Origin of the sequence: Vibrio sp. vnigr-6D03 (genome assembly GCF_002835515.1) — a bacterium.
GTDB lineage: Bacteria > Pseudomonadota > Gammaproteobacteria > Enterobacterales > Vibrionaceae > Vibrio > Vibrio penaeicida.
On the sequence record NZ_PIZL01000012.1, the window covers coordinates 490,942 to 513,734 of the forward strand.

Annotated in this window: 21 protein-coding genes; 18 read left to right on the forward strand and 3 right to left on the reverse strand. The window is 40.9% G+C overall.

Annotation, left to right across the window (positions count from 1 at the left end; genetic code table 11):
- Positions 1–3: 3 nt before the first annotated feature.
- Positions 4–918 (reverse strand): DoxX family protein, encoded by a 915-nt coding sequence (locus CW749_RS10140; protein ID WP_101111905.1) that lies wholly within the window; start codon positions 916–918, stop codon positions 4–6.
- Between the two features lie 136 nt (positions 919–1,054).
- Between CW749_RS10140 and CW749_RS10145 the strand changes: the two genes are divergently transcribed.
- The 18 genes from CW749_RS10145 to CW749_RS10230 all read left to right on the forward strand — a co-directional run bounded on the left by CW749_RS10145 (position 1,055) and on the right by CW749_RS10230 (position 19,197).
- Complete coding sequence (locus tag CW749_RS10145) at positions 1,055–1,756, forward strand: class I SAM-dependent methyltransferase (protein ID WP_101111906.1); 702 nt, start codon at positions 1,055–1,057, stop codon at positions 1,754–1,756.
- Positions 1,757–2,067: 311 nt separating this feature from the next.
- Positions 2,068–2,847 carry an SDR family NAD(P)-dependent oxidoreductase gene (locus tag CW749_RS10150; protein WP_101111907.1) on the forward strand — a complete coding sequence of 260 codons (780 nt, stop codon included), beginning with the start codon at positions 2,068–2,070 and terminating at the stop codon, positions 2,845–2,847.
- 404 nt (positions 2,848–3,251) lie between these two features.
- Entirely contained in the window at positions 3,252–3,632 is a 381-nt protein-coding gene (locus CW749_RS10155; RefSeq protein WP_101111908.1) for a VOC family protein, read from the forward strand.
- A 110-nt stretch (positions 3,633–3,742) separates the two neighbouring features.
- A complete protein-coding gene (locus tag CW749_RS10160) occupies positions 3,743–4,528 on the forward strand; it encodes an SDR family NAD(P)-dependent oxidoreductase (RefSeq protein WP_201797002.1) in 786 nt (261 codons plus the stop codon).
- 22 nt (positions 4,529–4,550) lie between these two features.
- The gene (locus tag CW749_RS10165) at positions 4,551–5,009 is read left to right on the forward strand and encodes a PhzA/PhzB family protein (RefSeq protein ID WP_201797003.1); all 459 of its coding nucleotides are present in this window, start codon (positions 4,551–4,553) and stop codon (positions 5,007–5,009) included.
- A gap of 10 nt (positions 5,010–5,019) precedes the next feature.
- Positions 5,020–5,637 carry an isochorismatase family protein gene (locus CW749_RS10170; protein WP_022612341.1) on the forward strand — a complete coding sequence of 206 codons (618 nt, stop codon included), beginning with the start codon at positions 5,020–5,022 and terminating at the stop codon, positions 5,635–5,637.
- The gene (locus tag CW749_RS10175) at positions 5,634–7,493 is read left to right on the forward strand and encodes an anthranilate synthase family protein (RefSeq protein WP_101111909.1); all 1,860 of its coding nucleotides are present in this window, start codon (positions 5,634–5,636) and stop codon (positions 7,491–7,493) included. The genes CW749_RS10170 and CW749_RS10175 overlap by 4 nt, the downstream gene beginning before the upstream one ends.
- The gene (locus tag CW749_RS28390) at positions 7,490–7,771 is read left to right on the forward strand and encodes a hypothetical protein (RefSeq protein ID WP_101111910.1); all 282 of its coding nucleotides are present in this window, start codon (positions 7,490–7,492) and stop codon (positions 7,769–7,771) included. Before CW749_RS10175 ends, CW749_RS28390 begins: the two co-directional genes overlap by 4 nt.
- Positions 7,772–7,810: 39 nt before the next feature.
- Positions 7,811–8,656 carry a PhzF family phenazine biosynthesis isomerase gene (locus CW749_RS10185; RefSeq protein ID WP_101111911.1) on the forward strand — a complete coding sequence of 282 codons (846 nt, stop codon included), beginning with the start codon at positions 7,811–7,813 and terminating at the stop codon, positions 8,654–8,656.
- Positions 8,657–8,664: 8 nt separating this feature from the next.
- On the forward strand, positions 8,665–9,297 hold the full coding sequence (locus CW749_RS10190) for a pyridoxal 5'-phosphate synthase (RefSeq protein WP_101111912.1): 633 nt from the start codon (positions 8,665–8,667) through the stop codon (positions 9,295–9,297).
- A 20-nt stretch (positions 9,298–9,317) separates the two neighbouring features.
- Positions 9,318–10,385: a hypothetical protein gene (locus CW749_RS10195; protein WP_201797004.1), complete on the forward strand. Its 1,068-nt coding sequence runs from the start codon at positions 9,318–9,320 to the stop codon at positions 10,383–10,385.
- Positions 10,385–11,785 carry an aldehyde dehydrogenase family protein gene (locus CW749_RS10200; protein WP_101111913.1) on the forward strand — a complete coding sequence of 467 codons (1,401 nt, stop codon included), beginning with the start codon at positions 10,385–10,387 and terminating at the stop codon, positions 11,783–11,785. Before CW749_RS10195 ends, CW749_RS10200 begins: the two co-directional genes overlap by 1 nt.
- Complete coding sequence (locus CW749_RS10205; protein WP_101111914.1) at positions 11,782–12,690, forward strand: hypothetical protein; 909 nt, start codon at positions 11,782–11,784, stop codon at positions 12,688–12,690. Before CW749_RS10200 ends, CW749_RS10205 begins: the two co-directional genes overlap by 4 nt.
- A gap of 142 nt (positions 12,691–12,832) precedes the next feature.
- Positions 12,833–14,569: a non-ribosomal peptide synthetase gene (locus tag CW749_RS10210; protein WP_101111915.1), complete on the forward strand. Its 1,737-nt coding sequence runs from the start codon at positions 12,833–12,835 to the stop codon at positions 14,567–14,569.
- A gap of 36 nt (positions 14,570–14,605) precedes the next feature.
- A complete protein-coding gene (locus tag CW749_RS10215) occupies positions 14,606–15,058 on the forward strand; it encodes a pyridoxamine 5'-phosphate oxidase family protein (protein WP_101111916.1) in 453 nt (150 codons plus the stop codon).
- A gap of 27 nt (positions 15,059–15,085) precedes the next feature.
- Positions 15,086–16,651 carry an aminotransferase class V-fold PLP-dependent enzyme gene (locus tag CW749_RS10220; protein ID WP_101111917.1) on the forward strand — a complete coding sequence of 522 codons (1,566 nt, stop codon included), beginning with the start codon at positions 15,086–15,088 and terminating at the stop codon, positions 16,649–16,651.
- A gap of 81 nt (positions 16,652–16,732) precedes the next feature.
- Positions 16,733–17,794: a 3-deoxy-7-phosphoheptulonate synthase gene (locus CW749_RS10225; protein WP_101111918.1), complete on the forward strand. Its 1,062-nt coding sequence runs from the start codon at positions 16,733–16,735 to the stop codon at positions 17,792–17,794.
- 35 nt (positions 17,795–17,829) lie between these two features.
- A complete protein-coding gene (locus CW749_RS10230; RefSeq protein WP_101111919.1) occupies positions 17,830–19,197 on the forward strand; it encodes an MATE family efflux transporter in 1,368 nt (455 codons plus the stop codon).
- A 636-nt stretch (positions 19,198–19,833) separates the two neighbouring features.
- Here the strand turns inward: CW749_RS10230 and CW749_RS10235 are convergent.
- Together CW749_RS10235 and CW749_RS10240 are read right to left on the reverse strand one after the other, a co-directional pair.
- Positions 19,834–21,207, reverse strand: coding sequence for a nicotinate phosphoribosyltransferase (locus tag CW749_RS10235; RefSeq protein ID WP_101111920.1), 1,374 nt, complete (start codon positions 21,205–21,207; stop codon positions 19,834–19,836).
- A gap of 251 nt (positions 21,208–21,458) precedes the next feature.
- Positions 21,459–22,463 carry a LacI family DNA-binding transcriptional regulator gene (locus CW749_RS10240; RefSeq protein ID WP_101111921.1) on the reverse strand — a complete coding sequence of 335 codons (1,005 nt, stop codon included), beginning with the start codon at positions 22,461–22,463 and terminating at the stop codon, positions 21,459–21,461.
- Between the last annotated feature and the right edge of the window lie 330 nt (positions 22,464–22,793).

The following is a 22,793-nucleotide window of genomic DNA, read 5'->3' on the forward strand; positions in this document are numbered from 1 at the left end:
TCCTTATACAGATGATGACTTTAAAAGCTTGCCATACCCCAATGCGCGTTTTGTTCGGCGAATAAGGTCGGGTGCTGCAAATCGCTCTCCACCGCCAAGCTCCACAAGTACAAGACCCGCTGCCGCCAGCGCAAATTCCCGCTTGAAGCCATTTAAATTGGCAATGACACCCTTATCGACACTGATTTTTGTTGCCATAAACCAAAGCATGACCGCCACGACAGCGATGGCGGCAACTTTGAGTGCTCTTCCCTGCCCGAGAACAAGTACTACGCCGAGGAGAGCCAAAACCACTTGAGGCGTTGCGAAAGTTGGGATTTTTGCGTAAGCACCAAAAAAGCCACCCACAATGAAGGTCAAACCAAGGGAAAATCGCAGCAAAAGACCAAGAGTATTCCAATCCACATTTTGAGCAGACTCGGAGCCGTATCCCCTACGCAGATCGATACTTTTGGCTCCCGCACCTAGGTTAAATAAAACAAACATCATGCCCGACAGAGTAATGTCACGGATCTGAACGAACAAAGCGGGGGAGGTGTACGTTTTTACACCTACGGAAGCCCCTGGCACCGTATCGACAGGAAGAGAGAAAACAAACGTCCAAAGCAATAGCCCATAAAACAGCGCCAAAGGTCGAACCATAAAACCAACGATAAGTGCGACCCCTGAAATGAGCTCAAAAGCAGAAAGGGAGGTGAGGAAAAACCACGGTGTCAAAATGCCGTTACTGAACAAATAATCTTGGAATAGTTCGTTGATGTAGCCGGTAGTGCCCATGTAATTCGCCACCATACCGGCTTGCTTGGTAGTTGAAAGCAATAAACTGAGCTTAGATAGCCCCCCAATGACAAAGACCAACCCCAGACCGATACGAAGAAACAGCGCTGCCTGCGCAAAATGCGAGTGTTTTTGTTCCATTTTGATTCTCTTCTTAGTGAGTAAAAGTATGTACTTCACTCTATAAACGAATCAGATTGGATTTTGATTGCATAGAATGGAAAAAAAGAGAAGATAGCCACCTCTCTCTCATTCTTCTCTTGAACACAGGGCTTCTATGAAATCGGACATGTACACCAAACACGCAAAAGAGTACGCAAAAGCAGTTGAAGACAATATTTACAATGCGAATTTCGAACGTCCTTCTACATTGGCATTAGTTGGAGATGTGAGTGGGAAAGCGGTATTGGACTTAGGTTGCGGATCCGGTGAGTATGCCAACCATTTTCTTGCCGAGGGGGCTGCGAGTGTCACCTGCGTGGATGTGTCTCAAGATATGATTGATATTGTTCAATCAAGGTTTAAAAACAAAGTATGCGCTTACTCTCAAGATCTCTCTGTTGGTTTGCCTAACGAAGAAAACGATAGCGCAGACGTTGTTGTGTGCCCGCTGGTGGTTCATTACCTAAAAGATTTGGCCGCGTTTTTCAAAGAAGTTGCGCGTGTTTTGAAGCCCGGTGGTGTTTTTGTTTTTTCCACTCATCACCCGATGGTGGATTTCAAATCATCGCCTTCTGGTGACTATTTCCAATGCGAATTGATTGAAGAGGAATGGAATACACTCAGCCAGCCTGTGGAAGTCTCTTTCTACCGCCGCTCACTTACCGACACGTTTAACGCCATTACTCAAAGTGGCTTAGTCGTCGCCCAATTTTCAGAAGGGGAGGTGACTGAAAAAGTAAAAGCGCTATCAGAAGAGAGATACCAAAGGCTGAAAACTCGTCCTCAATTTATGTTTATTCAGTGCCAACGTAGGTAGTTGAGTATAACTACCGTTAAACGGGAGGCTTTTTGATTGATATAAGAAAATTAGCAATGAAGAGCTCACTGTTTTTGTTATCTTACCGGCTTCACTTTTAGCGGTGACAGCCGGTTTCACCTCTTCATACCATTTCTCATCTTTGATTCCATCAATGCCACACCTGTTGCATCTAACTCCTCCTTGCAACGCTACATAGGTTTCTAATTCTTCTAAAAACTCTATTTATTAAAGAGTTGTTCGATCTTTCTATCAGGAACACTTTTTGACTATTGAGGTATGAATAAACCAATAAACAGAAAGGAAACTTTATGTCTCTGAAAGGAAAAACAGTGCTCGTGACAGGTGCGGGGAGAGGGATTGGCAAAGGTATAGCAACGGAATTTGCCAAGCTGGGGTGCAATTTAGTGATCGCCGATATCAATGTAGATAATGCGCAAGCCACAGCAAAAGAGCTGGCTGGTTATGACGTTGAGACACTGGCTCTGCAAAGTGATATTTCAAAATGGGAAGATGTGCAAAGCATGGTATCGAAAGCTGTAGAACACTTTGGAACGCTGGATATAGCGGTAAACAATGCTGGAGTTATCAGTATAAAATCTGTTGAAGAATTAACCGAAGAAGACTGGGACTTTGTGAACGATGTGAATGCCAAAGGGGTGTTCTTGTGTTGCAAAGCTGAAATTACCGCTATGAAAAAAGCGGGTAGTGGACGGATCATTAATGTCGCTTCCATTGCAGGAAAAGAAGGCTTCCCAGATTTGGCTCACTACTGCGCATCGAAATTTGCGGTGGTCGGGTTTACCAATTCGCTGGCAAAAGAAGTACAACGCACAGGAATTACAGTTAATGCGATTTGTCCGGGCATTGTGCCCACATCAATGTGGTACGGACCGGATGGGCTAGCCGAGCGTTGGAAGCTGGAAGGTGAAACCATGGAAGAGTCTTGGGCGCGACATCAGGATATTTTGATCCCTCAAGGGGTTGGTCAAACACCGGAGGATATGGGGAAACTTGCTGTGTATTTTGCTCAGGCAGAGCACGTGACGGGTCAGGCAGTGAATGTGGACGGTGGATTTACCTTCCACTGATCTTCTGTGTCTAACTACAGGCATGGGAGAGTAAAGAGGTGTTACCACACTTAGTTGTGGCAACACCTCCGTATGTATTTTGTTTTTATATAAAATCGACATGGTTAACATCTTTTTACTTAAAGTTATTACTTTGTATAAGTGACTTACAATAAGTTTATTTGAGAACTCAATGTAAAAAATAATTCTATAAATAAATTTGACTTATATTTAATCCGATTTTGTTACGATTAGATATTTATTGATATTTATTGATATTTTTGTTGAATCAAATTATTTCAAAGTGTTACTAAATGTTTTTTCATTGATCTTGGACAAGATAATTATCACAGATTAATTGGTTTGTCTGAAAGATGATTTATGTGTTAACTATTAATTAGAGTAACTAACAAAAGGAAACCATTATGTTTAAACCTAACAGTGTCATACTTTATGTTTCTAATGTTGAAGAAAGTACAGATTTTTATAATAAGATTTTATCTACTGAACCAATTGAGAGCTTTAAAGACTTTTCTTTATACTCCTTGACCGATGGGTTTATGCTCGGGTTACAACAAAAAGACGTTATTGATCCCAAAGCTCAAGAGAATTTTGGCGGCTTTGAATTATCGTTCAGTGATATCAGTAATGAAGACGTAGATCGTATATATAAATACTGGGAAAAAATAGGTGTTGTCATAGAGCTTCCTCCACAAAATTTGGATTTTGGTTACACTTCTGTTGGTTTGGATCCGGACGGTCATAGGCTGAGAGTGTGTGCAACAGATACTACAGGATTAGATTAAAATCTATATCTTCAAGTCTAATTATTAGCCAATTTAAAATAGTGTATAGATTCTTTGATAATTTAACCTGTAGGGGTTGGCTAATTTATTATTTTTAATGATTGGTGGTTATGGTGAATAAAACTTGGTTAATTACTGGATGCTCCCGTGGTCTGGGTAACATATGGGCGAAAGCAGCCTTGGAACGTGGCGATAATGTTATAGCAACAGCAAGAAATATAAATGATTTGATAGATTTGAAATCCCAGTTCGACAATATATTAGTTGTTCGGGTTGACGTTACAAACAGAGCTGAAGTGAAAAGTGCAATAGAAAAGGGAATAAGCCATTTTGGCAAAATTGATATCGTTATAAACAATGCAGGATATGGTCTGTTTTGCCCCATAGAAACAGCGACGGAACAGGATTCTAAAAGCATTTTTGATACTAACTTTTTTGGTTCATTAAACGTTATTCAAGAAGTCTTGCCTCATCTACGCGAGCAAAAGTCAGGCCATATTGTTCAGATATCGAGTATCGCAGGTCTATTAGCTTTACCCGGAATGGGTCTTTACAACGCAACTAAGTGGGCAATAGAAGGTCTTTTAGAATCATTAAAAAGCGAGGTAGAAGCATTCGACATAAACGTTTCAATTGTTGAGCCTGGGCCGCATGCGACGGATTGGATAGGTGACTCTTCTGTGAGACCTGCTGCATCTAATAATTATCCCTCAACAGAGGATTTTATGATGAAATTTTGGCCGCGTTTCCCTTTATGCTCTCCAAGCTCTGCTGCTAATCCTATTTTAAACCTAGTCGACTCCCCGAATCCTCCTTTACGTCTATTACTTGGTGAAGAGCTTGAAAACACGATTTGTGAAACTCTTCGAGATAGAGCGGCTTGCTTAGAGAAATAAATCATATTTTAAGGACAACCACATGATGAAAATATCAGAGAATAGTAATTACGATATCGTAAAGCAATACATGGAAACGAGAGGGAAAGATAGGCTGCACAGGCATGAGTTATTTACTGAGGATGGATGTGGTGGGCTTTGGACCACAGACAGTGGTGAGCCTATTATCATTGAAGGCAAAAAAGCGTTAGCAGAACACGCTATTTGGTCTTTGAAATGTTTCCCTGATTGGAAGTGGTACGATATTCAGATACACGAAACCTTAAATAGCGATGTTTTTTGGGTAGAGTGTAAAGGAAAAGGAAAAATTATATACGAAGGGTACCCAGAAGGAGAATATGAAAACCAGTTTATACATTATTTCTATTTTGAAGACGAGAAAATAAAACTACAAAGGGAGTTTATGAACCCCTGTCAACAATATAAAGCTTTAGGTATTACTTTACCTAAAATTGTAAGAAAAGGCTTGGTTGAAGAGTGATTCATTGGTTATGAGTATTCCTGAAATAATATCGTACGATATATCTAAATTAAATACATCGAAAAATAACCTTGTTGACTGGAAATTAGACGAGTCTCGTTGTGTATTACTTGTCCATGATATGCAAGATTATTTTTTAAGAAACTTATCTTTAGATACGAAAAACACGCTTATCAATAACTGTCACTCTCTATTGATAAAAGCAAGGCAGAATTTTGTTCCCGTTATTTTTACCGCTCAGTGTGGGGATATGACTGAAGATCAGAGAGGACTATTAAAGGATTTCTGGGGCAAAGGCATGTCTTCAGACGCTGATAATGTTCGTATAGCCCAACCTCTTACTCCCTTAGATAGCGAAATTGTTTCTCCGAAGTGGCGATATAGCGCATTTTCAAAAACAGAGCTCATCAACACTTTCAGAGAACTAGGGCGAGATCAAATTATAATATGTGGTGTATATGCCCACATTGGTATTCAAGCGACGGCGGTTGAAGCCTATTCGAATGATATTGAAGTGTTTATAGCAAAAGACGCCATTGCAGATTTTTCTCCACTTCACCACAGTATGGCGCTTGATTATATGGCTCAGTGCTGTGCAAAGAACTTAAGCGTAAGTGAGGTTTTATGACAAAGTTGCATGTGAGCAAGATGTTTGAAGATGTCATTTTTAACAGTCATCAATCCTTCGCATTGGTATGTCGAAATCACGAAGAAAATGTAGGTAATGTCGATTTCATTTATGGAAGAGAGAAGGTGCTTTCATCCATAGATGAGATAGACGCGTTGATTTCTCCAGACCGCGGAACAAAAGGTTGCTTCTTACTCGCCCCATATCGGCAAATCAGAGAAAGAGGGTTTGATGTTATTGAGGATGATACACCACTTGTTGCCATTGATATTGAAGCGAGAGTAGAGATTCCTGTAGATGAGGTGCTTTTAAATCTGACTAACAAGAAAGTTTCAGTAAAACACTCTGGATTTTCAGAATCTGATGATGAGTACAAAGCTAAAGTAACCAATATCATTAACGAAGAAATCGGGACGGGACAAGGCGCTAATTTTGTTATCAAGCGCAGTTTGAAAGGTGAGTTTGAAGAGTTTTCCATAGATACAATGCTCTCGATATTCAGAGCATTGCTTACCCAAGAAATGGGAGCATACTGGACTTTTATCGTCAGAACAGATTCGCACCTTTTAGTGGGGGCATCTCCAGAACGTCACATCTCACTCAAAGATAAAATGGTGTCCATGATGCCGATAAGCGGCACCTACCGATACCCGTCATCGGGTCCAACTCAAGAAGGGTTGACTCAATTTCTTGAGGATAAGAAGGAAGAAGGCGAGCTTTACATGGTACTAGATGAAGAGCTCAAAACAATGACTGACATATGTAGCGAAGATGTCAATGTGGATGGACCTTTTTTATTCCCAATGTCAAAACTCCTTCACACTGGGTATACCATTCATGGAAGAAGCCACCTTCCGGTATCCAGCATTTTAAAAAAGTCGATGTTTGCCCCTACCGTGACCGGAAGCCCAATAGAAAATGCTGCGCGCGTTATTGTGAAATATGAGCCAGATGGTCGTTCTTATTACAGTGGGTTTGCCGCATTGATAAGTGCTGAGAACTCACAACCAGAAATAGATTCTTGTATTTTAATCAGGACGGTTGAATCCGATAAGTTTGGGGCATTTTCTCTGAGTGTTGGTGCCACATTAGTGCGCAACTCGGACCCTGTTTCTGAATTAGAAGAAACTAAAGCAAAAGTGGCCTCTTTAAAAGATGCAATGGGCATGAACAAAAATCAGCCTTTTTACGAAGAGAGGAGAATAAGTCAATTATTAGACAGCAAAAATACGAGAATCGCTAAGTTTTGGCGACAAAGGAACAATTACCATTCCTCGCTCTTAGCTCACAAGAGTGTTGTTATTCTAGACAATGAAGATTCATTTACTTCTATGATGGCGTATCAGCTTAAACAAATGGACTTTAAGGTTCGATTGATAAGCTACTCTGATACGACCGAAATACTTGATCATGAGATTATCGTTGTAGGACCTGGACCTGGTGATCCAAGGGATATGAATGATCCAAGAGTTAGAAAAAGCCTAGATGTCATAAAACACGCCATTAGGAAGAATCAGCCTATTATCGCAATTTGTTTTGGTCATCAGTTATTATGCCAAGTACTAGGGCTTGAAATAGAATCACTAGAAATACCAAATCAAGGGCTGCAAAAAGAAATACGATTTTTTGGAACCCAGGAAACGGTTGGTTTTTATAATACTTTTACTGCTGTTTATGATAAAAGTGCAGAAAGCCTTTCTCGTAATTTTGATGTGGCATTTGATCAATCCAGCGGTCATGTTTTTGGTATTCGGGGAGAAAGGTTTTCCTCGATGCAGTTTCACCCAGAATCTGTACTCACACTAGATGGTTCAAGGATTATCTATGAATCTATTGCGTCCGCAGTACAAATATGAATATAGAGATTATTTACTGGGAAATAAAAGATTCAGACCCAAGCATATCTGTCCTAAATCGAATAATTGATAAAGATTGCCTCTCCCAATGGAGTAGCGTCGAAAATCTTGTCGATAAGTTATGGTTTGAAAATAAATCCGATGGATACTGGGGAGCTATTGTAATTTGGGATAAAGAAAAGCCAGATTTATCTAGCCTTCCTCCAAATAAGCCTAAATCAATAATAGGCCGAGACCCAGACATAAGGCTAAGCCTAAATTTAATATCAAGGTTATAAAGACAGAATAAGTCGCTCTATTAATTAAGGGTAATTATTATGCATAGCTATGTTGTGGCGGACTCTTTTTGTGAACGCCCATTATCTGGAAATCCTGTTGCAATATTTTTCGACAGTGATGATATACCGACAGAAAAAATGCAATTAATGGCATCTCAAATGAATTTGTCTGAGAGTACATTTGTATGTCGAACGAATGGAAACGCTGATGTAAATATTCGCGTGTTTACACCGGTAAACGAACTGCCTTTTGCTGGTCATCCGTTACTTGGTACTGCACTGGCAATATCAATAAGAGATGGAAAAAACTCAATAGTATTTGAAACGAAAAAAGGCAATTTCCGTTTTAACATCAGTGATCAAAAACACGAGGGAGAAACTCAGTCAGCGTTTATAAATATGGAAATGCCTGAACCTGTTATTTCTTCTTATCACTCATATGAACACCTCTTAGAAGCTGCTGGTCTCGACCGTAGTACATTACCTATTGAGCTTTATGATGTTGGACCGAGGCATGTATTTGTAGGCGTTAAAGACGAAAAAACTTTAGCAAATATTAAACCGGACATAAATAAGTTGGCCAAACATAAAGATATGGCTCTTTTGTGCTTTTGTGAATCCGATGGTTACTGGCGGCTTAGGATGTTTTCTCCCGCTTATGGTGTTGTTGAAGATGCCGCAACCGGCTCTGCCGCCGCACCGTTTGCATTGCATTTAGCGAGGCATGGAAAAATAAACTTTGGGGATCAAATAAAAATTATTCAAGGTATTGAAATGGGTAGAGAGTCAATTATGTATGGCACTGCATTTGATGGGAGTAATTCCTTTACTCTTCAAGTAGCTGGGCATGCAATTATTTCTGCTCAAGGTGTGTATTTTAGTTAGGAAATAATATGTCAAGTAAATTGGAAAGTATGTCAGGAATAGCTGATACGCCATTCCCCAAATTTTTAGATACTTCGGTTGATCCCATTAATTTGGCTCAGAGTTGGTTGAAATATGCAAAGGAAATAAAAGCGAGAGAGCCAAGTTCGATGGTATTAACCACCCAAAATGGAGAAGGTCAACTCACATCTAGAGTCATGGCAGCACTCGGATTCTCAATTGATGGTATTACTTTTGCCACCCACAGTTGTAGCCGAAAAATTCAGGACGCAGAAGCAGGATCGAAAGCAGTTTGTCATTTTTATTGGAAAGAGCTCGGTAGGCAGCTCTCGGTTTGCGGAGAAGTGAAAGAATTAAATCGCGATGAAATAGAAAAGTATTGGAATGCAAGACCGGCAGGGTTACATCCTATGTCAACCATTTCAAAGCAAAGTGAACCACTTATAAAACCCAGCGAGATGTTGAAGCAAGCGGAAGAGCTAGAGCAACAAGGCGTTTTGCCTTGCCCTGAACATTTCTCTGTTTACCTTCTTATTCCTACAGAAATTGAGTTTTGGGCATCGAGCTCCGATCGGCTTCACCGAAGAATTCGTTGTGAAAAAGACAATGGTCACTGGAATGTTATTTGGTTGCAACCATAACGCTATCGCAGAGGTACATCATGAATATTAGTAATCCATCATTTGAGCAACATTTGAAAAAGGTCATAGCGTTTCATTTCTCACCAGAGACAGGATCCCCTTTCTGGCTTGAAAAGAGAAAGAAGTTCAATTTTGACCCATTAAAAGACATAAACAACCTGTCTGATTTACGGTTATTCCCTGACGTTTCGGAAGACTTAAAGCATGTAGATGCGGAATCTCTTATTCCCAGGGGGCTTCTTTCAGCTGAAATTGCGGGAATTTATGAAAGTGGAGGGACAACGGGCAAGCCAAAAAAAGTGGTCGCTTTTGATGAATGGTTGAATAATCTAGTGACATGGCGAGTGGAGAACGTATCTCACTCACAGGAGGAAAAACCACTTAATACGCTTGCTGTTGTCCCAAGTGGTCCTCATATCGTAGGGGAAATAAATAAAAGAAGAGCCAAGGCTTATGGTGGGTATTACTTTACGGTCGATATGGATCCTAGGTGGGTAAAAAAACTCCTTCACGAAAAGCAATTTGATGTAGCCAACCAATACAGCCAACACATCATTAAACAAATAGAGGATATTCTGTCTAACCAAGATATCGGCTATTTAATTGCTACTCCTCCTCTCCTTGAAAATATTGCAAAGAATAAGCCTCTAACTGAAAAGCTAAATCGGACTTTGAAAGTCATTACCTGGGGGGGGACTCAAATGGATCCAGATACATTGGATTACCTGAAGGAGCACGTTTTTCCAGATGTTGAATTCAATGCGAGCTATGGCAGTACAATGATTTTGGGAGAAGCCCGTGCGAGAATGGGAGAAGAGTATCAAGACAACCCCATTTTTGACAGCTTTAGCCCAAATGTTCTCTTTGAGGTGATAGATGTAGAGAAAGCCGAAAATACGGTGGAATACGGTAGCAGAGGTCGTGTCCTCATGCACCATCTTACCCGATATGCATTTTTACCCAACATTTTAGAAAGGGACACGGCGATTCGTCTGCCTCGTAACGACGGGCTGGTTGGCGATGCGGTTGCGATGGTTGAACCCTTGCAAGAAGTAGGTGGTGTTGAAGTCATTGAGGGAGTGTACTAATGGACTCTGTCAGTTTGAATGAAGAGGATGGCGCTTTACACCAGGTGCACAGTTGTGGGTTTGGAAAAGGCTACGAAGCTCGCAAGCGTTCTAAAATATTGGACTTCAGTTCAACGCCCATTGCTGAAATTAGCCTAGCTCCCCCCATCTATGTTCACGAGCTATCTTCACAAGCCAAAAGCCGAAAACGTCTCAAGCTTGCAGAGATACAAGCTGCAATTTGCGAAGCATCGGACGTGTTTTTGAATGGCACAGTATGTGGCTTAAGCCCTTCGCAATATATGAACTTAGTGCATCGTGCGACCGGGTTACCAGAGTCTACCGTTCAGCATTCCATTCATTACATTGGCGATGCGCTGGAACACATTTCTGATACAGTTCAATTTTCTCTTCCCAGAGGTTTATGTACAGACCTGATAGGAAAGGATGCATTTGAAGGTACGGGTATCGTTTCACGTAGGGGAGACGTCTTATCGGTAGTGGCCGCAGGAAATGGTCCTGGGCTTCATGCGCTTTGGCCTCAAGCGGTTGCTCTGGGCTACCGAGTCATAATAAAGCCATCAAACAGCGAGCCGTTTACTGCTCAACGCCTAGTGGAATCGTTATCTCAGGTGGGGCTAGTTGACTATGTTTCTCTCTGTTGTACCGATCATAAAGGTGTCAGCACACTTCTGGAAACGACCGACTTGGGCATTGTTTATGGTGGAAAGAAAACGGTTGAGCAATACGCTCATCAACCTAACATATTGGTTCAAGGACCGGGGCATTCCAAAGTAGTGGTGACTTCAGAAGTCAATCAGCAGAGTGCAATAAAACATACCGCAGAGTGTGTTATGACTCTTGGAGGTGCTGCATGTGTCTCTACAAGTGTGGTGTATGTCGATGGTGATGTCGAAGAGTTTGCAACAAAGTTGGCAGATTACTTTAAACGGAGTGAGTATGAAAAGCACTACCCTAAGGCTTCCGACAGTCAGATTGAAGCATTCAAACAAACCTTAAATCTCAGCTCCTCAAGCGGCAGTTTTGGCTTTCATACAACGCATACTGATGATGGCATTATTGTTAAACCTTATGTCGACTACAGTTTGGGCGATAGTGAGTCTCTTAGACACAGAGAATTACCGTTTCCTTGTGTGTCAGTCCTTCCCTTGGATAGAGATAACTTACCAAGCCAACTTAAGGGGTCTTTGGCGGTCAGCCTGTATTCAACAGACGTGTCTGTAGTTGAAGATGTACTCCAACTTTCTGATATCGGCAATGTGTATGTTGGTCCAATACCCACGACTTGGATGTCAAAGCATGTTCCCCACGACGGTTATCTCGCTGAGTTTCTTACCAAAGCTAGGGGGTATCGAATTCATAAAGAATGGTGTATTGGAGAGGATTTCAAAAGCTTATGAATAAATATTCAATTGTGTTTGGACCTGCGGATGTTTCGCACAACATGGAAGACATGCAGGTACTTGTGAAACGACATCTATGCGTAGCGAAGCGTTTTAATGAAGTGGCAGAGTATTCGGGCATTTCGGTTAATGCTTTGCTGAAAAAAGAAGAAACCCCGAGTTCAGTCTCGAACTTCCAATTGAGCTCGCTAGGGCTAATGGCAGGAATGCTTGGGATTGCCGACTATATAAAGTCTACTCACGGTGCCCCAGAAAGTGTTGGTGGTGTGAGTTTAGGTGAGCTTGTTGCCCTGTGCTTTAGTTCTGCTATCTCGTTAAAGGACGCAATATCGATTATTCTGAATGGAGAAGAAAAACCGCATGATCGACGTGATGAGCCTGAAGGTGTTGGGTTTGTATTTATCCCTAATGAGGTAGAACATTCCGCTTCAGACTTTGAGAGAATTAACGTCGCTGTAGATTATGGTCAGATACAAGGCGGGATAGGTCGTTTGGTCATGCTTTCGGGGCTAAGAAAAGACCTAGAAAAAGCGGCTCAAGAGAGCTTGTTAGATATAGATGTCCTTCCTGAAGAGCTATGTAATACCGCCTATCATTCTCCTTTAAGGGGGGCGGCAAGCCTGAAGATCTCAAGTTTACTAGAGGGTATGGAATTAAACCGCTGTGATTATCCGGTGAATACTTGTTTTAAAGATCTTAAACGTCTAAGTGAAGCAGAAGATGTTAAGAGTGCCATAACAAAGAATGAGATTGAAACATTGTATTTAGATGAGCTATTAGAGCAGCAAAAACAAGATAAGTTAGATAATGTCGTGTGTATTGGTCCTTTCCTGAGAAGTTTGGAACTTAACTTTTTCTTGCCAACAGAGTATTTCGATCAAAGTTGGGTTGAAAATAATTAAATTGAATTTCTATTTAGTATATTAATTCCTTAAATTAAGTAACTAAATATAAAAATAATATTACGTATTATTTACAAATAAATATTTAACAATTAGCTATTAAAACATAACTCAAAGGTTTATCTACCTTAAGGAGAGGTATATGTGCACCTCAAAACCTGAAAGTAAAACGTTTATGTCCGCATTGTGGAATAAGATAGTGACACATAAAGACAGTGACGCAATTATTTGTAATGGTCAGAAGACCAGTTATCAATCTTTATATCGCCAATGCTCTTACATAAACAATTTGTTGTCTGAGCAAGGAAATTTACATGGCCAAACGGTGGGGATTATGCTTGAGCGGGGCTCTGTTCTTGTTCCCGCTATGTTGGGCTGTTGGTCAGTTGGCGCTTCATTTTATCCTTTAGACTCAGATCATCCTCTGGAACGCATTCAACAATACACTTCTATGGCGAACCCCTTGCTGATTATTGCTGATAAGACGACAGTGAATGTCGCCAAGCAATTGAATTGCAAAGTCATTGAAATCGATGAAGTGGATTTAAATACTTGGGAACAGGAATGCCGTATCCAATTTCCAGAACCACATGAACTTGCGTACATCTTGTATACCAGTGGCTCAACGGGGACACCAAAAGGGGTCAAAATCTCTCATCGTTCGCTTCTGAATTTTATGGCTTCAATGTCGGAGCGTCTCACCTTAACCGAAAAAGACACGTCGCTTGCACACTCAACGGTATGCTTTGACGTGTCAATATTTGAGCTTCTTTTACCTCTTTATCTTGGTGGAACAACACTTATAGCCACATCAGATCAAGCATCCGACCCTATGGCTGTCTCCGAGTTATTGGAAGAAGTGACATTCATTCACGCAACACCGAGCTATCTTCAAATATTGCTAGCAACGGGCTGGAAGCCTCACGAAAACTTGAATGTATTTTCCGGTGCTGAGGCTATTCGTCCTTCTCTAGTCAAAGCGATGAAGGGCGCGAAGTCTATATGGAACTTGTATGGACCAACAGAAGCCACCATCTACGCCTCTTGCTATAAGATTGACCAGAAAGATACGGTGATCCCTATCGGAGAGCCCTTGGAGAATGTCAACTTCTATGTAATTGATACAGGTGGTAATTATTCCGAGGATGGCGAGCTTTACATCGGTGGGCATGGGGTATGTTTAGGGTATTGCAGTGGTGATAAGGCGTCTTTTATTCATCACCCTGAGACTCGTGAAGTCATGTACAAAACCGGTGACAAGGTTAGAAAGTTACCTTCGGGGCTTTACGAATGGGTAGGTCGAAGTAATTCAGAAATAAAAGTTCGAGGAAACAGGGTGGCACCTAAAGAAATCGAATCTGTGATTGAGGAAGTTGATGCGATTGACTTTTCAGTGGTCACCCTAGCTGAGTCAGAAGTTCGGGATGCTCAAGCGTTGACGGCTTACCTAACAACAAACAGCCCGATCGAAAAGCGTGATATGGACGAGCAATTGTCGTCAAAACTGCCGCAATACATGATACCGGAGCACTATATTGTTCTTGATGAGTTTCCGATAACGGCGAATGGGAAAGTCGATCGCAAGTCTTTACCAAAGCCTAACCCGAACAATATATTAAAAAGTAATAAAGATTTTTTAAGTGATCTAGAGATAGAACTTCCAGGAAGTTTAGTTAGTAGAATATGCGATATATTTGGTTCAGTTACTAATATACCTCGGTTCCCTTCTGAAAAAACATTCTCAGAATTAGGTGTGAACTCTATATCATTCTTTATTGCTGCCCAAAAAATAAGTTCTGAACTGAATGTAAAAGTAACAGCTAATCAGATTAAAAACTCTGAAAATATTATTGATTTGGCAGTGAAGATAAATAAATAACGTTGTGTTTGTTTTAATTGCCTATATGGTGGACATATGGAAAATAAATTAACTTGCAAAAATAAAACCATGAAAAAATTTCTTCATAGGAATAATATATTAAGTATATGTTCTTCAAGTGATGATGACTTGTGGTCAGCGAATTGTATATTTAAATTTGACGAAGAAAAAATGGCATTAATCATATCAACTCATAAAGAAACTCGGCACGCCAAAATAATGAAAGAAAACTATGTTGTTTCAGGGACTATGTACTCTAAATCGCCATTTTTGTTCTTAAAGCAAGGGGTTCAATACAAAGGACAAATTGAAAATTTATCGGGTTCGCAACTGGAAAAGGCAAAGTCTTTATATCTTGATAAATATCCACTATTTAAGAGTAGAGCACATGATATATGGGAAATTACGTTAGAAGAAATTAAATTTACAGACATGAGATTTGGGCGTGTTAAGAAATCTACATGGTATCGAGATAATAATTCCCATTAGCCTATTAATAATTTTGGAAAATGAAAAATGAAAAGTGAAAAATTAGAAAGTAACACCTTGTTTGATTGTGCGCTTGAATTAGACCAAGAAAACTTCGAGGATAGAAAAAGCGAAGCATTTTCAGGTGGTTTTGAAATAGGCAATAAAGTGAATGATTACATTTACAGTTTGATTCAAAAGAAAGCAGTTGATGATGTGTCTAGCTATGACGAAATGCTCAGGAATACCATTATTCCCAATTCAATTAACCTAGATTCAAAAGGTTACATGGGGCACATGACTGGACCTATCCCAAAATTTATTAAGCAATTAATGAACACCATAACCGAGATGAACCAAAACGTTGTCAAAGTTGAGACATCCAATATTTTAACGTTGATCGAGCGTCAGGTAATTGGAACACTGCATCACGCTTATTTTGATAAAAGCCATTCTTTCTATAAGGAAAAAATGCAGAACCCTAATGTTTGTTTGGGAGTCGGCACAAGTGGGGGAACGTTAGCCAATATTACAGCCATGTCATTTGCTTTAAATAAGATGTTCTCGAAAAGCAATTCTTTCGAAGGTATTGCTCAAGAAGGGCTTCACAATGCATTAAAACACTATAAAACAGAAGGTGTAGTTATTGTCGGTTCAGAACGGATGCACTATTCCATTGATAAAGCTGCGAAACTCATAGGGTTAGGCAAAAATTCAGTGGTTCGCGTAAGAACATTACCTGATGGAAGCATCGATATAGATGAGCTTGAACGTGTTTTATCTTCACTAAGACTAATGGGCATCAAAGTATTGTCTTTGGTTGGAATTGCAGGTTCAACCGAGACGGGAAGTGTGGATCCATTAGTACGTCTTTCCGATGTTGCTCGACGCAACAACGCACATTTCCATGTTGACGCAGCGTGGGGTGGACCGATGTTCTTTTCTCGCAAGCACAAGCACGTATTCTCGGGAATTGAACTTGCAGATTCCATCACAGTTTGTGGTCACAAGCAATTCTACCTACCTGTTGGAATTAGCTTCTGCTTGTTCAGGCAGCCAGATTTTGCTCTCCACTCTGAAAATAATACGGCATATCAATGCAAGAAAGAGAGTTATGACTTAGGAAGGTACACCCTAGAAGGTACACGTCCGGCATACTCTATGCTGCTTCATGCACTGTTTTCTATTTGGGGTAGAGATGGGATAGAAGCTGTAGTGAATAGCAATATAGAAAAAGCAAGAGAATTTGCCAGTTTGATAGAACAAGAAAAGGGAATTGAATTATTTGAGAAACCCAAAACAAATATCGTGACGTACCGAATAAGAATACAAAGAGCACCTCATTGGAATGAGGAAAAGAGAAGAGAAGTTGAAAACTTGTTAAACACTAAAGTACAGAAAGAGATATTTCGAGATGGTGATGGTTTTGTATCATTAACTGAGTTGAAAGGTCGAAACTCAGAATGCTATTCCGTTTATCGGGCTGTTTTTTGCAATCCTAACATTTGTAAAAAATCAATGAATTTGATCATTGATAAGCAAAAAGAGCTGTTCGAAAAATATTTAAATTCATATTTGGAAAAATGTTTTCAAGAGCCTGTTCTAGAAGTATGAGAGAGAATAATTAGAAAAAGTGATTTAGCTCTTGTTTATATGTAAAAAAATTAAATTTTAATATAAATAAAGGATATATATATGGAAGTTTTAACCAGCTTAAATATACAAGAAAGCAGTTATGTTTATACTCCCAACGATTTGGACAATAAGCATCCAATAACTCGTGGCATAGCTCAAAGCGTTGCAAAAAGTAGAGAAAGAATAGCGAAAATCATTGAGGGCAAGTGTGATCGATTACTCGTGATAGTTGGTCCTTGTTCTATTCATGATGAGAACTCAGCAATAGAGTATGCTGAGAAACTAGCCGAACTCAATAAAATGTATAAATCTCACTTAGAGATTGTTATGCGCTCTTATTTTGAGAAACCTAGAACCCGGAATGGCTGGAAGGGGTTGATATACGATCCTTATCTAAATGGTACGCTTGCTTTTAATGATGGTTTAAAGCTATCGAGAAAAATTCTCAAGTCCATCAATGAACTTGGTTTAAGTGCAGCAACGGAATTTTTAGAACCTTTACACGCAAATTATTTGCAAGACTTAGTGTCATGGGGCGCAATCGGAGCAAGAACCACGGAGTGCCAACTTCATCGACAAATGGCCTCAGGGTTTCCTTTTCCTATTGGCTTCAAGAATGGTACAGATGGGAATGTTGACATTGCTACTGATGCAATTGTAAGTGCCGCAGCGAAGCACCGGTATATGTCTTTAGACAGAGACAGTCGGCTTTCTGAGACAACTTCGATAGGAAACAGCTGTGGTCACCTTATTTTACGTGGAGGGAAGAAGCCAAACTACGATGAATTTTCTCTGCAAAAGGCCCGCATAGCGTTGCGAGAAGCGGGGATAACATCGAACCTCATTGTTGACTGCAGTCATGGGAACAGCCAAAAAAAACATGTCAATCAATTGGTCGTGTTAGAAGAAATGTGCAGACAGCTCACAAATGGTTGCCGATACTTAGCTGGAGTAATGCTTGAAAGTTTCTTAGTAGAAGGCTCTCAACAGATTAATGATTGTAAAACGTTAACGTACGGGCAGTCTATTACAGACCCCTGTATTGGTTGGAAAGACACAGAAGCGGCATTGGAAAAGCTGGCAGAAGCAGCGGCATGCCGTTCACATAAAAATAGTATTTAGAGACGGTCACTTGGCTAGGTGTAAGGAAAAATTCAATGAGTAGTAAGTCTATTATAAGAAAGAAATTTATGGGGTATGTCATTCCATCGGTTGTGGCGATGATCGTTAGTGGACTCTATCAAGTTATTGATGGGTATTTTATTGGGCAATATGTTGGTGCTGAAGGGCTAGCAGCAATCAATTTGTCTTGGCCTATAATTGGTATCATATACGGTTTGGGTATGATGATAGGTATTGGCGGTGGGGCACTTAGCTCGATGTCGAAGGGTGAAGGAAATACCTCTCTAGCCTATCTGCAAATTGGAAACTCTATATCCATCATTTTATGGTTGGGATTAGTTGTTGGACTGGCAAGCTTTTTATTAGGAAATGGCTTACTGATAATTCAAGGGGCGGAAGGCACAACCCTAAGTCTGTCTAAAGAATACTTATTGGTCATCTATCTCGCCGCACCAATTTGTATGGGGGGAGTCGCACTGCCATTTTTAGTACGAAACGACAACAGCCCTGTAAAAGCCACTTTTATTATAGGCATAGGCGCTCTATTGAATGTATTGTTGGATTGGTTTTTAGTTGTTCACTTGAACATGGCGATGACAGGTGCTGCACTCGCAACGGTAATTTCCCAATCCGTCGTGGTGATCATTTCATTAGCCCACTTCTTTGCGGGAAGCCGAGAATTTAGAGTTGTAGCGAAGCACCTAAAGGTAAAATTCGAATTAGCAAAGGAAATATGCTCCATTGGATTTTCTAGCGTGATTATGTATGCCTATATTAGCTTTGTGGTCGCAGTTCACAATTACTTGTTCTTGCACTACACCAGTCCTGTGTATGTAGGTGCATATGCCATTGTGGGCTATGTAACCTCATTGTATTTTTTGTTTGCAGAAGGGATAGTCTCGGGAGCACAACCACTTATCAGCTATGAGTTCGGCAGGAAAAAAATAGAGAATGTCAAATCTGTTGTAAAATATATGTTCTCGTTTTCTATTGGTTCTGGTCTGATTGTTACTGCTTTTATCTATATTTGGACAGACCCAGTTGTTAACTTCTTCAACAGTACTGATTCCGCACTCAATGAAGCTGCAAACTTGGGGCTCAAGTTGCACCTATTTGCACTTTGTCTGGATGGGTTGATATTTGCCGCTGGTGTCTTTTTTCAAAGTTTAGGTAATGGAAACAGAGCGTCGTTAATAGCAACCTTAAATATGGTGATACAAATTCCTTTCATTTTCGTACTTCCTCCCATCTTTGGTAAAGAAGGTATTTGGCTTGCTGTCCCTATTTCCAATATATTCCTTTCTGTTATTGCCATCTATTTTATATACAACGAATGGAAAAAGTTAAAGGAGATGGTTGAAACGGAAAGCAAAGTGAAGCTAGATGAGAGTTTAGCCAGCTAGACGGGAGTCAATGATTGCTTATGTAATCGAGCGTAGTATTGATGTTTTGTTATGAGTTTTGTTGAATTTATGAGATTCGGCGGAGCAAACTTAGAAAGTGTTGCAAGGTATGCTTATTGAAACGGAAACTCTATGCTGCCTTGTATCACCCGAGATGAAAAATGATTTTCATCTTCCTTAATTTTGATAGCTTACTCTATTTAAAGCCATTGTTTCCTTTCGATTTCTAATCTTTGGTACTCTTAGCACAATATCTGTTTTATGTCCCCATATTTTGTCTGGTCACGGAGAACTAATCCTTCAGTAAAGTCTCTATTTATTAATGTGTTATTGAGTCAATAACAGAGGAACGCTTTTTAATTATCTAAGAGGGGGTTATTCGATAAGCAAAAAGGAAATGTCATGTTTCTAAAAAGAAAAACTTTGCTGGTCTAAGATGCAGATGGTGGGGGCGGAAGGAAATCGCTACGGAATTTGCTGCCTGAAGGGTTCATTTCTTTGCCTTTTACTCATTGTTGCAGGTATTTGCTTAGAATGACTAGGCTACACACCTTGCGCCGCGATTAAAAGGCATAGAACTCGAACAAAATTTAACCGAGAAAGATCAACAGACCCTAATAATCACTGCACTAAAAATTACTTGCATGATTGGATACGTTCGCGAATGTCTTGCAGCGTATGACGTTTAAGTACCTGCCCGTCTTTGAATACCACTTGAAGCGCGTTTTCACGCCCGTTTAACTCGTCTTCACGGACTGTTTCCCAATTGGATGCTTCGATAACGGCTAAGCGACCTTTTCGAGAGGCTTTATTAGGATCGGTCGCCGGATCTTTGAATACGTCGTGCCACTTCCCATCAATGCAAATGGCAGACGCTTTCATGGCAAACTTCATGGTGTCTCGGTTTACCTTTTGCAGCAGTTCAGCACCCATGCCAAACGCCAAGTTATCGGCACTGATTTCTTTGGATTTAAGTTCGGAGAGAATATGTTCGATGGTGGTTTGAGAGATCCCATCGCCTTGAATGACCCGAACGCAATCTGGCAACATACGGAATCCTTTTTTGTTTCTGTATTCCCCAAATTTAGCCATTAAGCGCTCGATGGTTTGCGCCACAATCTCGACTGGGTTGCCCGAATCAGGACGAACAACCAAGGTTCCACCACTGTTTTCGACTTTCGCTTTTAACTCGTCCCCCCAAATATTATCGATGGCGTGGAACAGGTCATAACTGTCGCTCACAACCGCCACTAAGCTTCCGGGTTTTGAGAATTGGTCTAGCATATTTTGGTAGGCCAAAGATTCGTTTTTCTGCCCCCACGCCGTTATAGTGCTGTGTTCGGCTGCGGGGATGGAGTACCCAGCAATGTCTTCGTTGTAGTAGCGTTTGGCATAAACCAATGCAGAAACGGTGTCCGTACCCATAAAGTTCAATAGATGGGCCAAACCACCTATGGATGCCGCTTCATTACTTGCTGCGCCACGAGCACCAAAATCGTGAAGTTTGAAAGGTAACCCGTCTAGGTTGTCGGCAGTTTCTTTCAGATAACGTTGAATAATCAATTTAATCGCGAAAGATTTACTGGCGACAGTGGTTGGGTACCAAACCGCTCTCAATAAGGATGTTTCAAGGTAGCTGGTTAGCCACGCGCATTTTGGATCCGTATTTTGAATTTGCACCAAAGGTGTACGCGCAGGCACAACACTGCCCTCTGGGAGTGCTTGGATTTCAATCGGTAAGTAGCCTTTATGCGTCTCTAAAATATATTGCCATCCCTCTTCATTGAAGGGTTCACCGTGCGCTGTTAAAACCGCTTTCGCTTCATCAATGTCTTCTTGAGAAATGGGGTGTGACAAATATTGGTCAAGAAACATTTGCAAGCCGAAATACACTCCTTGCGGGTATTCACCACCGCGGGACTCAATGTAGCTTGAGACGAATTCTGTCTTTGGCGGATATTGGAGGTAATGAGAGGCTTTGTACGAGTCGGTATTCAAAATGATATTCATGAAGCGATAACCTGTCCTGCCTAGGTCAACTGACCCAAAGGGCTTAGAAACAAAAATGAAATAAATGAATGAGTTCGATTATGTGTATGTCAGTGATGAATCGCAAGTCATGGTGAGGCGAGTTCTGATCAGTGCCCATTTTATTACATTTTCACAATGCTCTCTGGCAGCAGACGCGTTTTTCCACTGAGTTATTTTCCAAAGCCCAAAGCCCAAAGCCCCATAGCTCCAGATCTATAAGGGCTAAAGGGCTATGCTCCATTGATAACCAACTCGGGTTTGACCTTTACAATGTGATTGCCTGTATCGCCACGTTCCCACAGTTCGAATGCTAAATGGATCATTTCTTTTACGTTCTGCCTCACCATAAATGCGTTGTAGGGCACGTAGGCAAGAAAGGGGTGGTAATCGAAACAGCCAATTATGGAGCGGCGGAGTGGATGGCGTTGGTTTTCTTGCATGAATTGAATTATCCCTTCAAAAGCAGTGATTGAATTGACGAACACGCCAGCAGGGGCGGGATGAGAAGGGGAAAATATGCGCTTCGCGGTTTCATGTACATCTTTGGGTTGGTAGCCTTCAGCGTAGATACTGCAAAGATCATTAGGAAGATCCGAGGTTGCTTGTTTAAACCCCCTGATGCGCTCTTTAGTGGCGTAGTCTTCCAAATTACCGCCTATAAAAACAAGGCTTTGTGCTGAATCACTTTTAATTCGATCGCGAATGGCGACCACTAAATCGGTCGCGCCCGAGAAGTTATCAGTCACAATCGAAGGCGCTTTTTTTCCGGGTAAATCGAGGTTGATGTGCGGTACACCAGCTTGTGTGCACACATCGCTGATGGCATCTGGATCGGTTGCGCCTGCAATAAACAAGGCATCGACCGAAAAGGAAATCAACGTTTCTGCGGTTTGCCGTTCATCGGATGACTCACGCTCTGTTGCGATAACGATGGGGCATAAGCCTCGGCGCTTAGCGCTGTGATCGAATTCCTGTGCTAATGAGGCGAAAAATCGGCTATCGTGCTGAGGAATTAACAAGCCAATCATGCCAGATTTAGCCGCTCGTAACCCGCGAGCCTGCATGTTAATGGAGTAGCCTTTTTCTCTGGCGAATTGTTGGATATGCATGGCTTTCTTTTCTGATATCCGCCTTGCTTTCCATGTCCCATTGAGTGCAGAGCTAACGGTGGAGGCTGAAATCTCCAGTTCTTTGGCAATGTCATAAATGGTGGTTTTCTTTTCTGACTTGCTCATCGCGCTTCCTTTCTTGCTTATCGACGTTTCATTTAAAAAAACGTTTAAAAAATAACCATATATTTTTTAATAAGTTACCAAATCAATGCTTTATTTTTTACTGTCGTATCAATAGTGAGGCAACCACTTTCTCAAAGTATACCTTACTATTTGCACTATCGATTGTGCTAAATATGAGTCATTCGGCAAAAAACATGTGCGACAAGCTCGCTCGTTTGCCTTTTATTTATGTTTTCCTTTTTTTGCACAATCGATGGTGCTTTTAAGGTTGAAAGCATCTTACTTTGCAGAGCCAATTGCCATTGTTCGATTCGCTCTACGTTATTCAGC

Bases quoted from the DNA above. Each gene is read 5' to 3' on its own strand.
- CW749_RS10235 (WP_101111920.1), bottom strand. From the start codon at position 21,207: ATGAATATCATTTTGAATACCGACTCGTACAAAGCCTCTCATTACCTC.
- CW749_RS10190 (WP_101111912.1), top strand. From the start codon at position 8,665: ATGTCAAGTAAATTGGAAAGTATGTCAGGAATAGCTGATACGCCATTC.
- CW749_RS10210 (WP_101111915.1), top strand. From the start codon at position 12,833: ATGTGCACCTCAAAACCTGAAAGTAAAACGTTTATGTCCGCATTGTGG.
- CW749_RS10205 (WP_101111914.1), top strand. From the start codon at position 11,782: ATGAATAAATATTCAATTGTGTTTGGACCTGCGGATGTTTCGCACAAC.
- CW749_RS10215 (WP_101111916.1), top strand. From the start codon at position 14,606: ATGGAAAATAAATTAACTTGCAAAAATAAAACCATGAAAAAATTTCTT.
- CW749_RS10175 (WP_101111909.1), top strand. From the start codon at position 5,634: ATGACAAAGTTGCATGTGAGCAAGATGTTTGAAGATGTCATTTTTAAC.
- CW749_RS10220 (WP_101111917.1), top strand. From the start codon at position 15,086: ATGAAAAGTGAAAAATTAGAAAGTAACACCTTGTTTGATTGTGCGCTT.
- CW749_RS10170 (WP_022612341.1), top strand. From the start codon at position 5,020: ATGAGTATTCCTGAAATAATATCGTACGATATATCTAAATTAAATACA.
- CW749_RS10155 (WP_101111908.1), top strand. From the start codon at position 3,252: ATGTTTAAACCTAACAGTGTCATACTTTATGTTTCTAATGTTGAAGAA.
- CW749_RS10195 (WP_201797004.1), top strand. From the start codon at position 9,318: ATGAATATTAGTAATCCATCATTTGAGCAACATTTGAAAAAGGTCATA.
- CW749_RS10165 (WP_201797003.1), top strand. From the start codon at position 4,551: ATGATGAAAATATCAGAGAATAGTAATTACGATATCGTAAAGCAATAC.
- CW749_RS10160 (WP_201797002.1), top strand. From the start codon at position 3,743: ATGGTGAATAAAACTTGGTTAATTACTGGATGCTCCCGTGGTCTGGGT.
- CW749_RS10200 (WP_101111913.1), top strand. From the start codon at position 10,385: ATGGACTCTGTCAGTTTGAATGAAGAGGATGGCGCTTTACACCAGGTG.
- CW749_RS10240 (WP_101111921.1), bottom strand. From the start codon at position 22,463: ATGAGCAAGTCAGAAAAGAAAACCACCATTTATGACATTGCCAAAGAA.
- CW749_RS10140 (WP_101111905.1), bottom strand. From the start codon at position 918: ATGGAACAAAAACACTCGCATTTTGCGCAGGCAGCGCTGTTTCTTCGT.
- CW749_RS10150 (WP_101111907.1), top strand. From the start codon at position 2,068: ATGTCTCTGAAAGGAAAAACAGTGCTCGTGACAGGTGCGGGGAGAGGG.
- CW749_RS10185 (WP_101111911.1), top strand. From the start codon at position 7,811: ATGCATAGCTATGTTGTGGCGGACTCTTTTTGTGAACGCCCATTATCT.
- CW749_RS10225 (WP_101111918.1), top strand. From the start codon at position 16,733: ATGGAAGTTTTAACCAGCTTAAATATACAAGAAAGCAGTTATGTTTAT.
- CW749_RS10145 (WP_101111906.1), top strand. From the start codon at position 1,055: ATGAAATCGGACATGTACACCAAACACGCAAAAGAGTACGCAAAAGCA.
- CW749_RS10230 (WP_101111919.1), top strand. From the start codon at position 17,830: ATGAGTAGTAAGTCTATTATAAGAAAGAAATTTATGGGGTATGTCATT.
- CW749_RS28390 (WP_101111910.1), top strand. From the start codon at position 7,490: ATGAATATAGAGATTATTTACTGGGAAATAAAAGATTCAGACCCAAGC.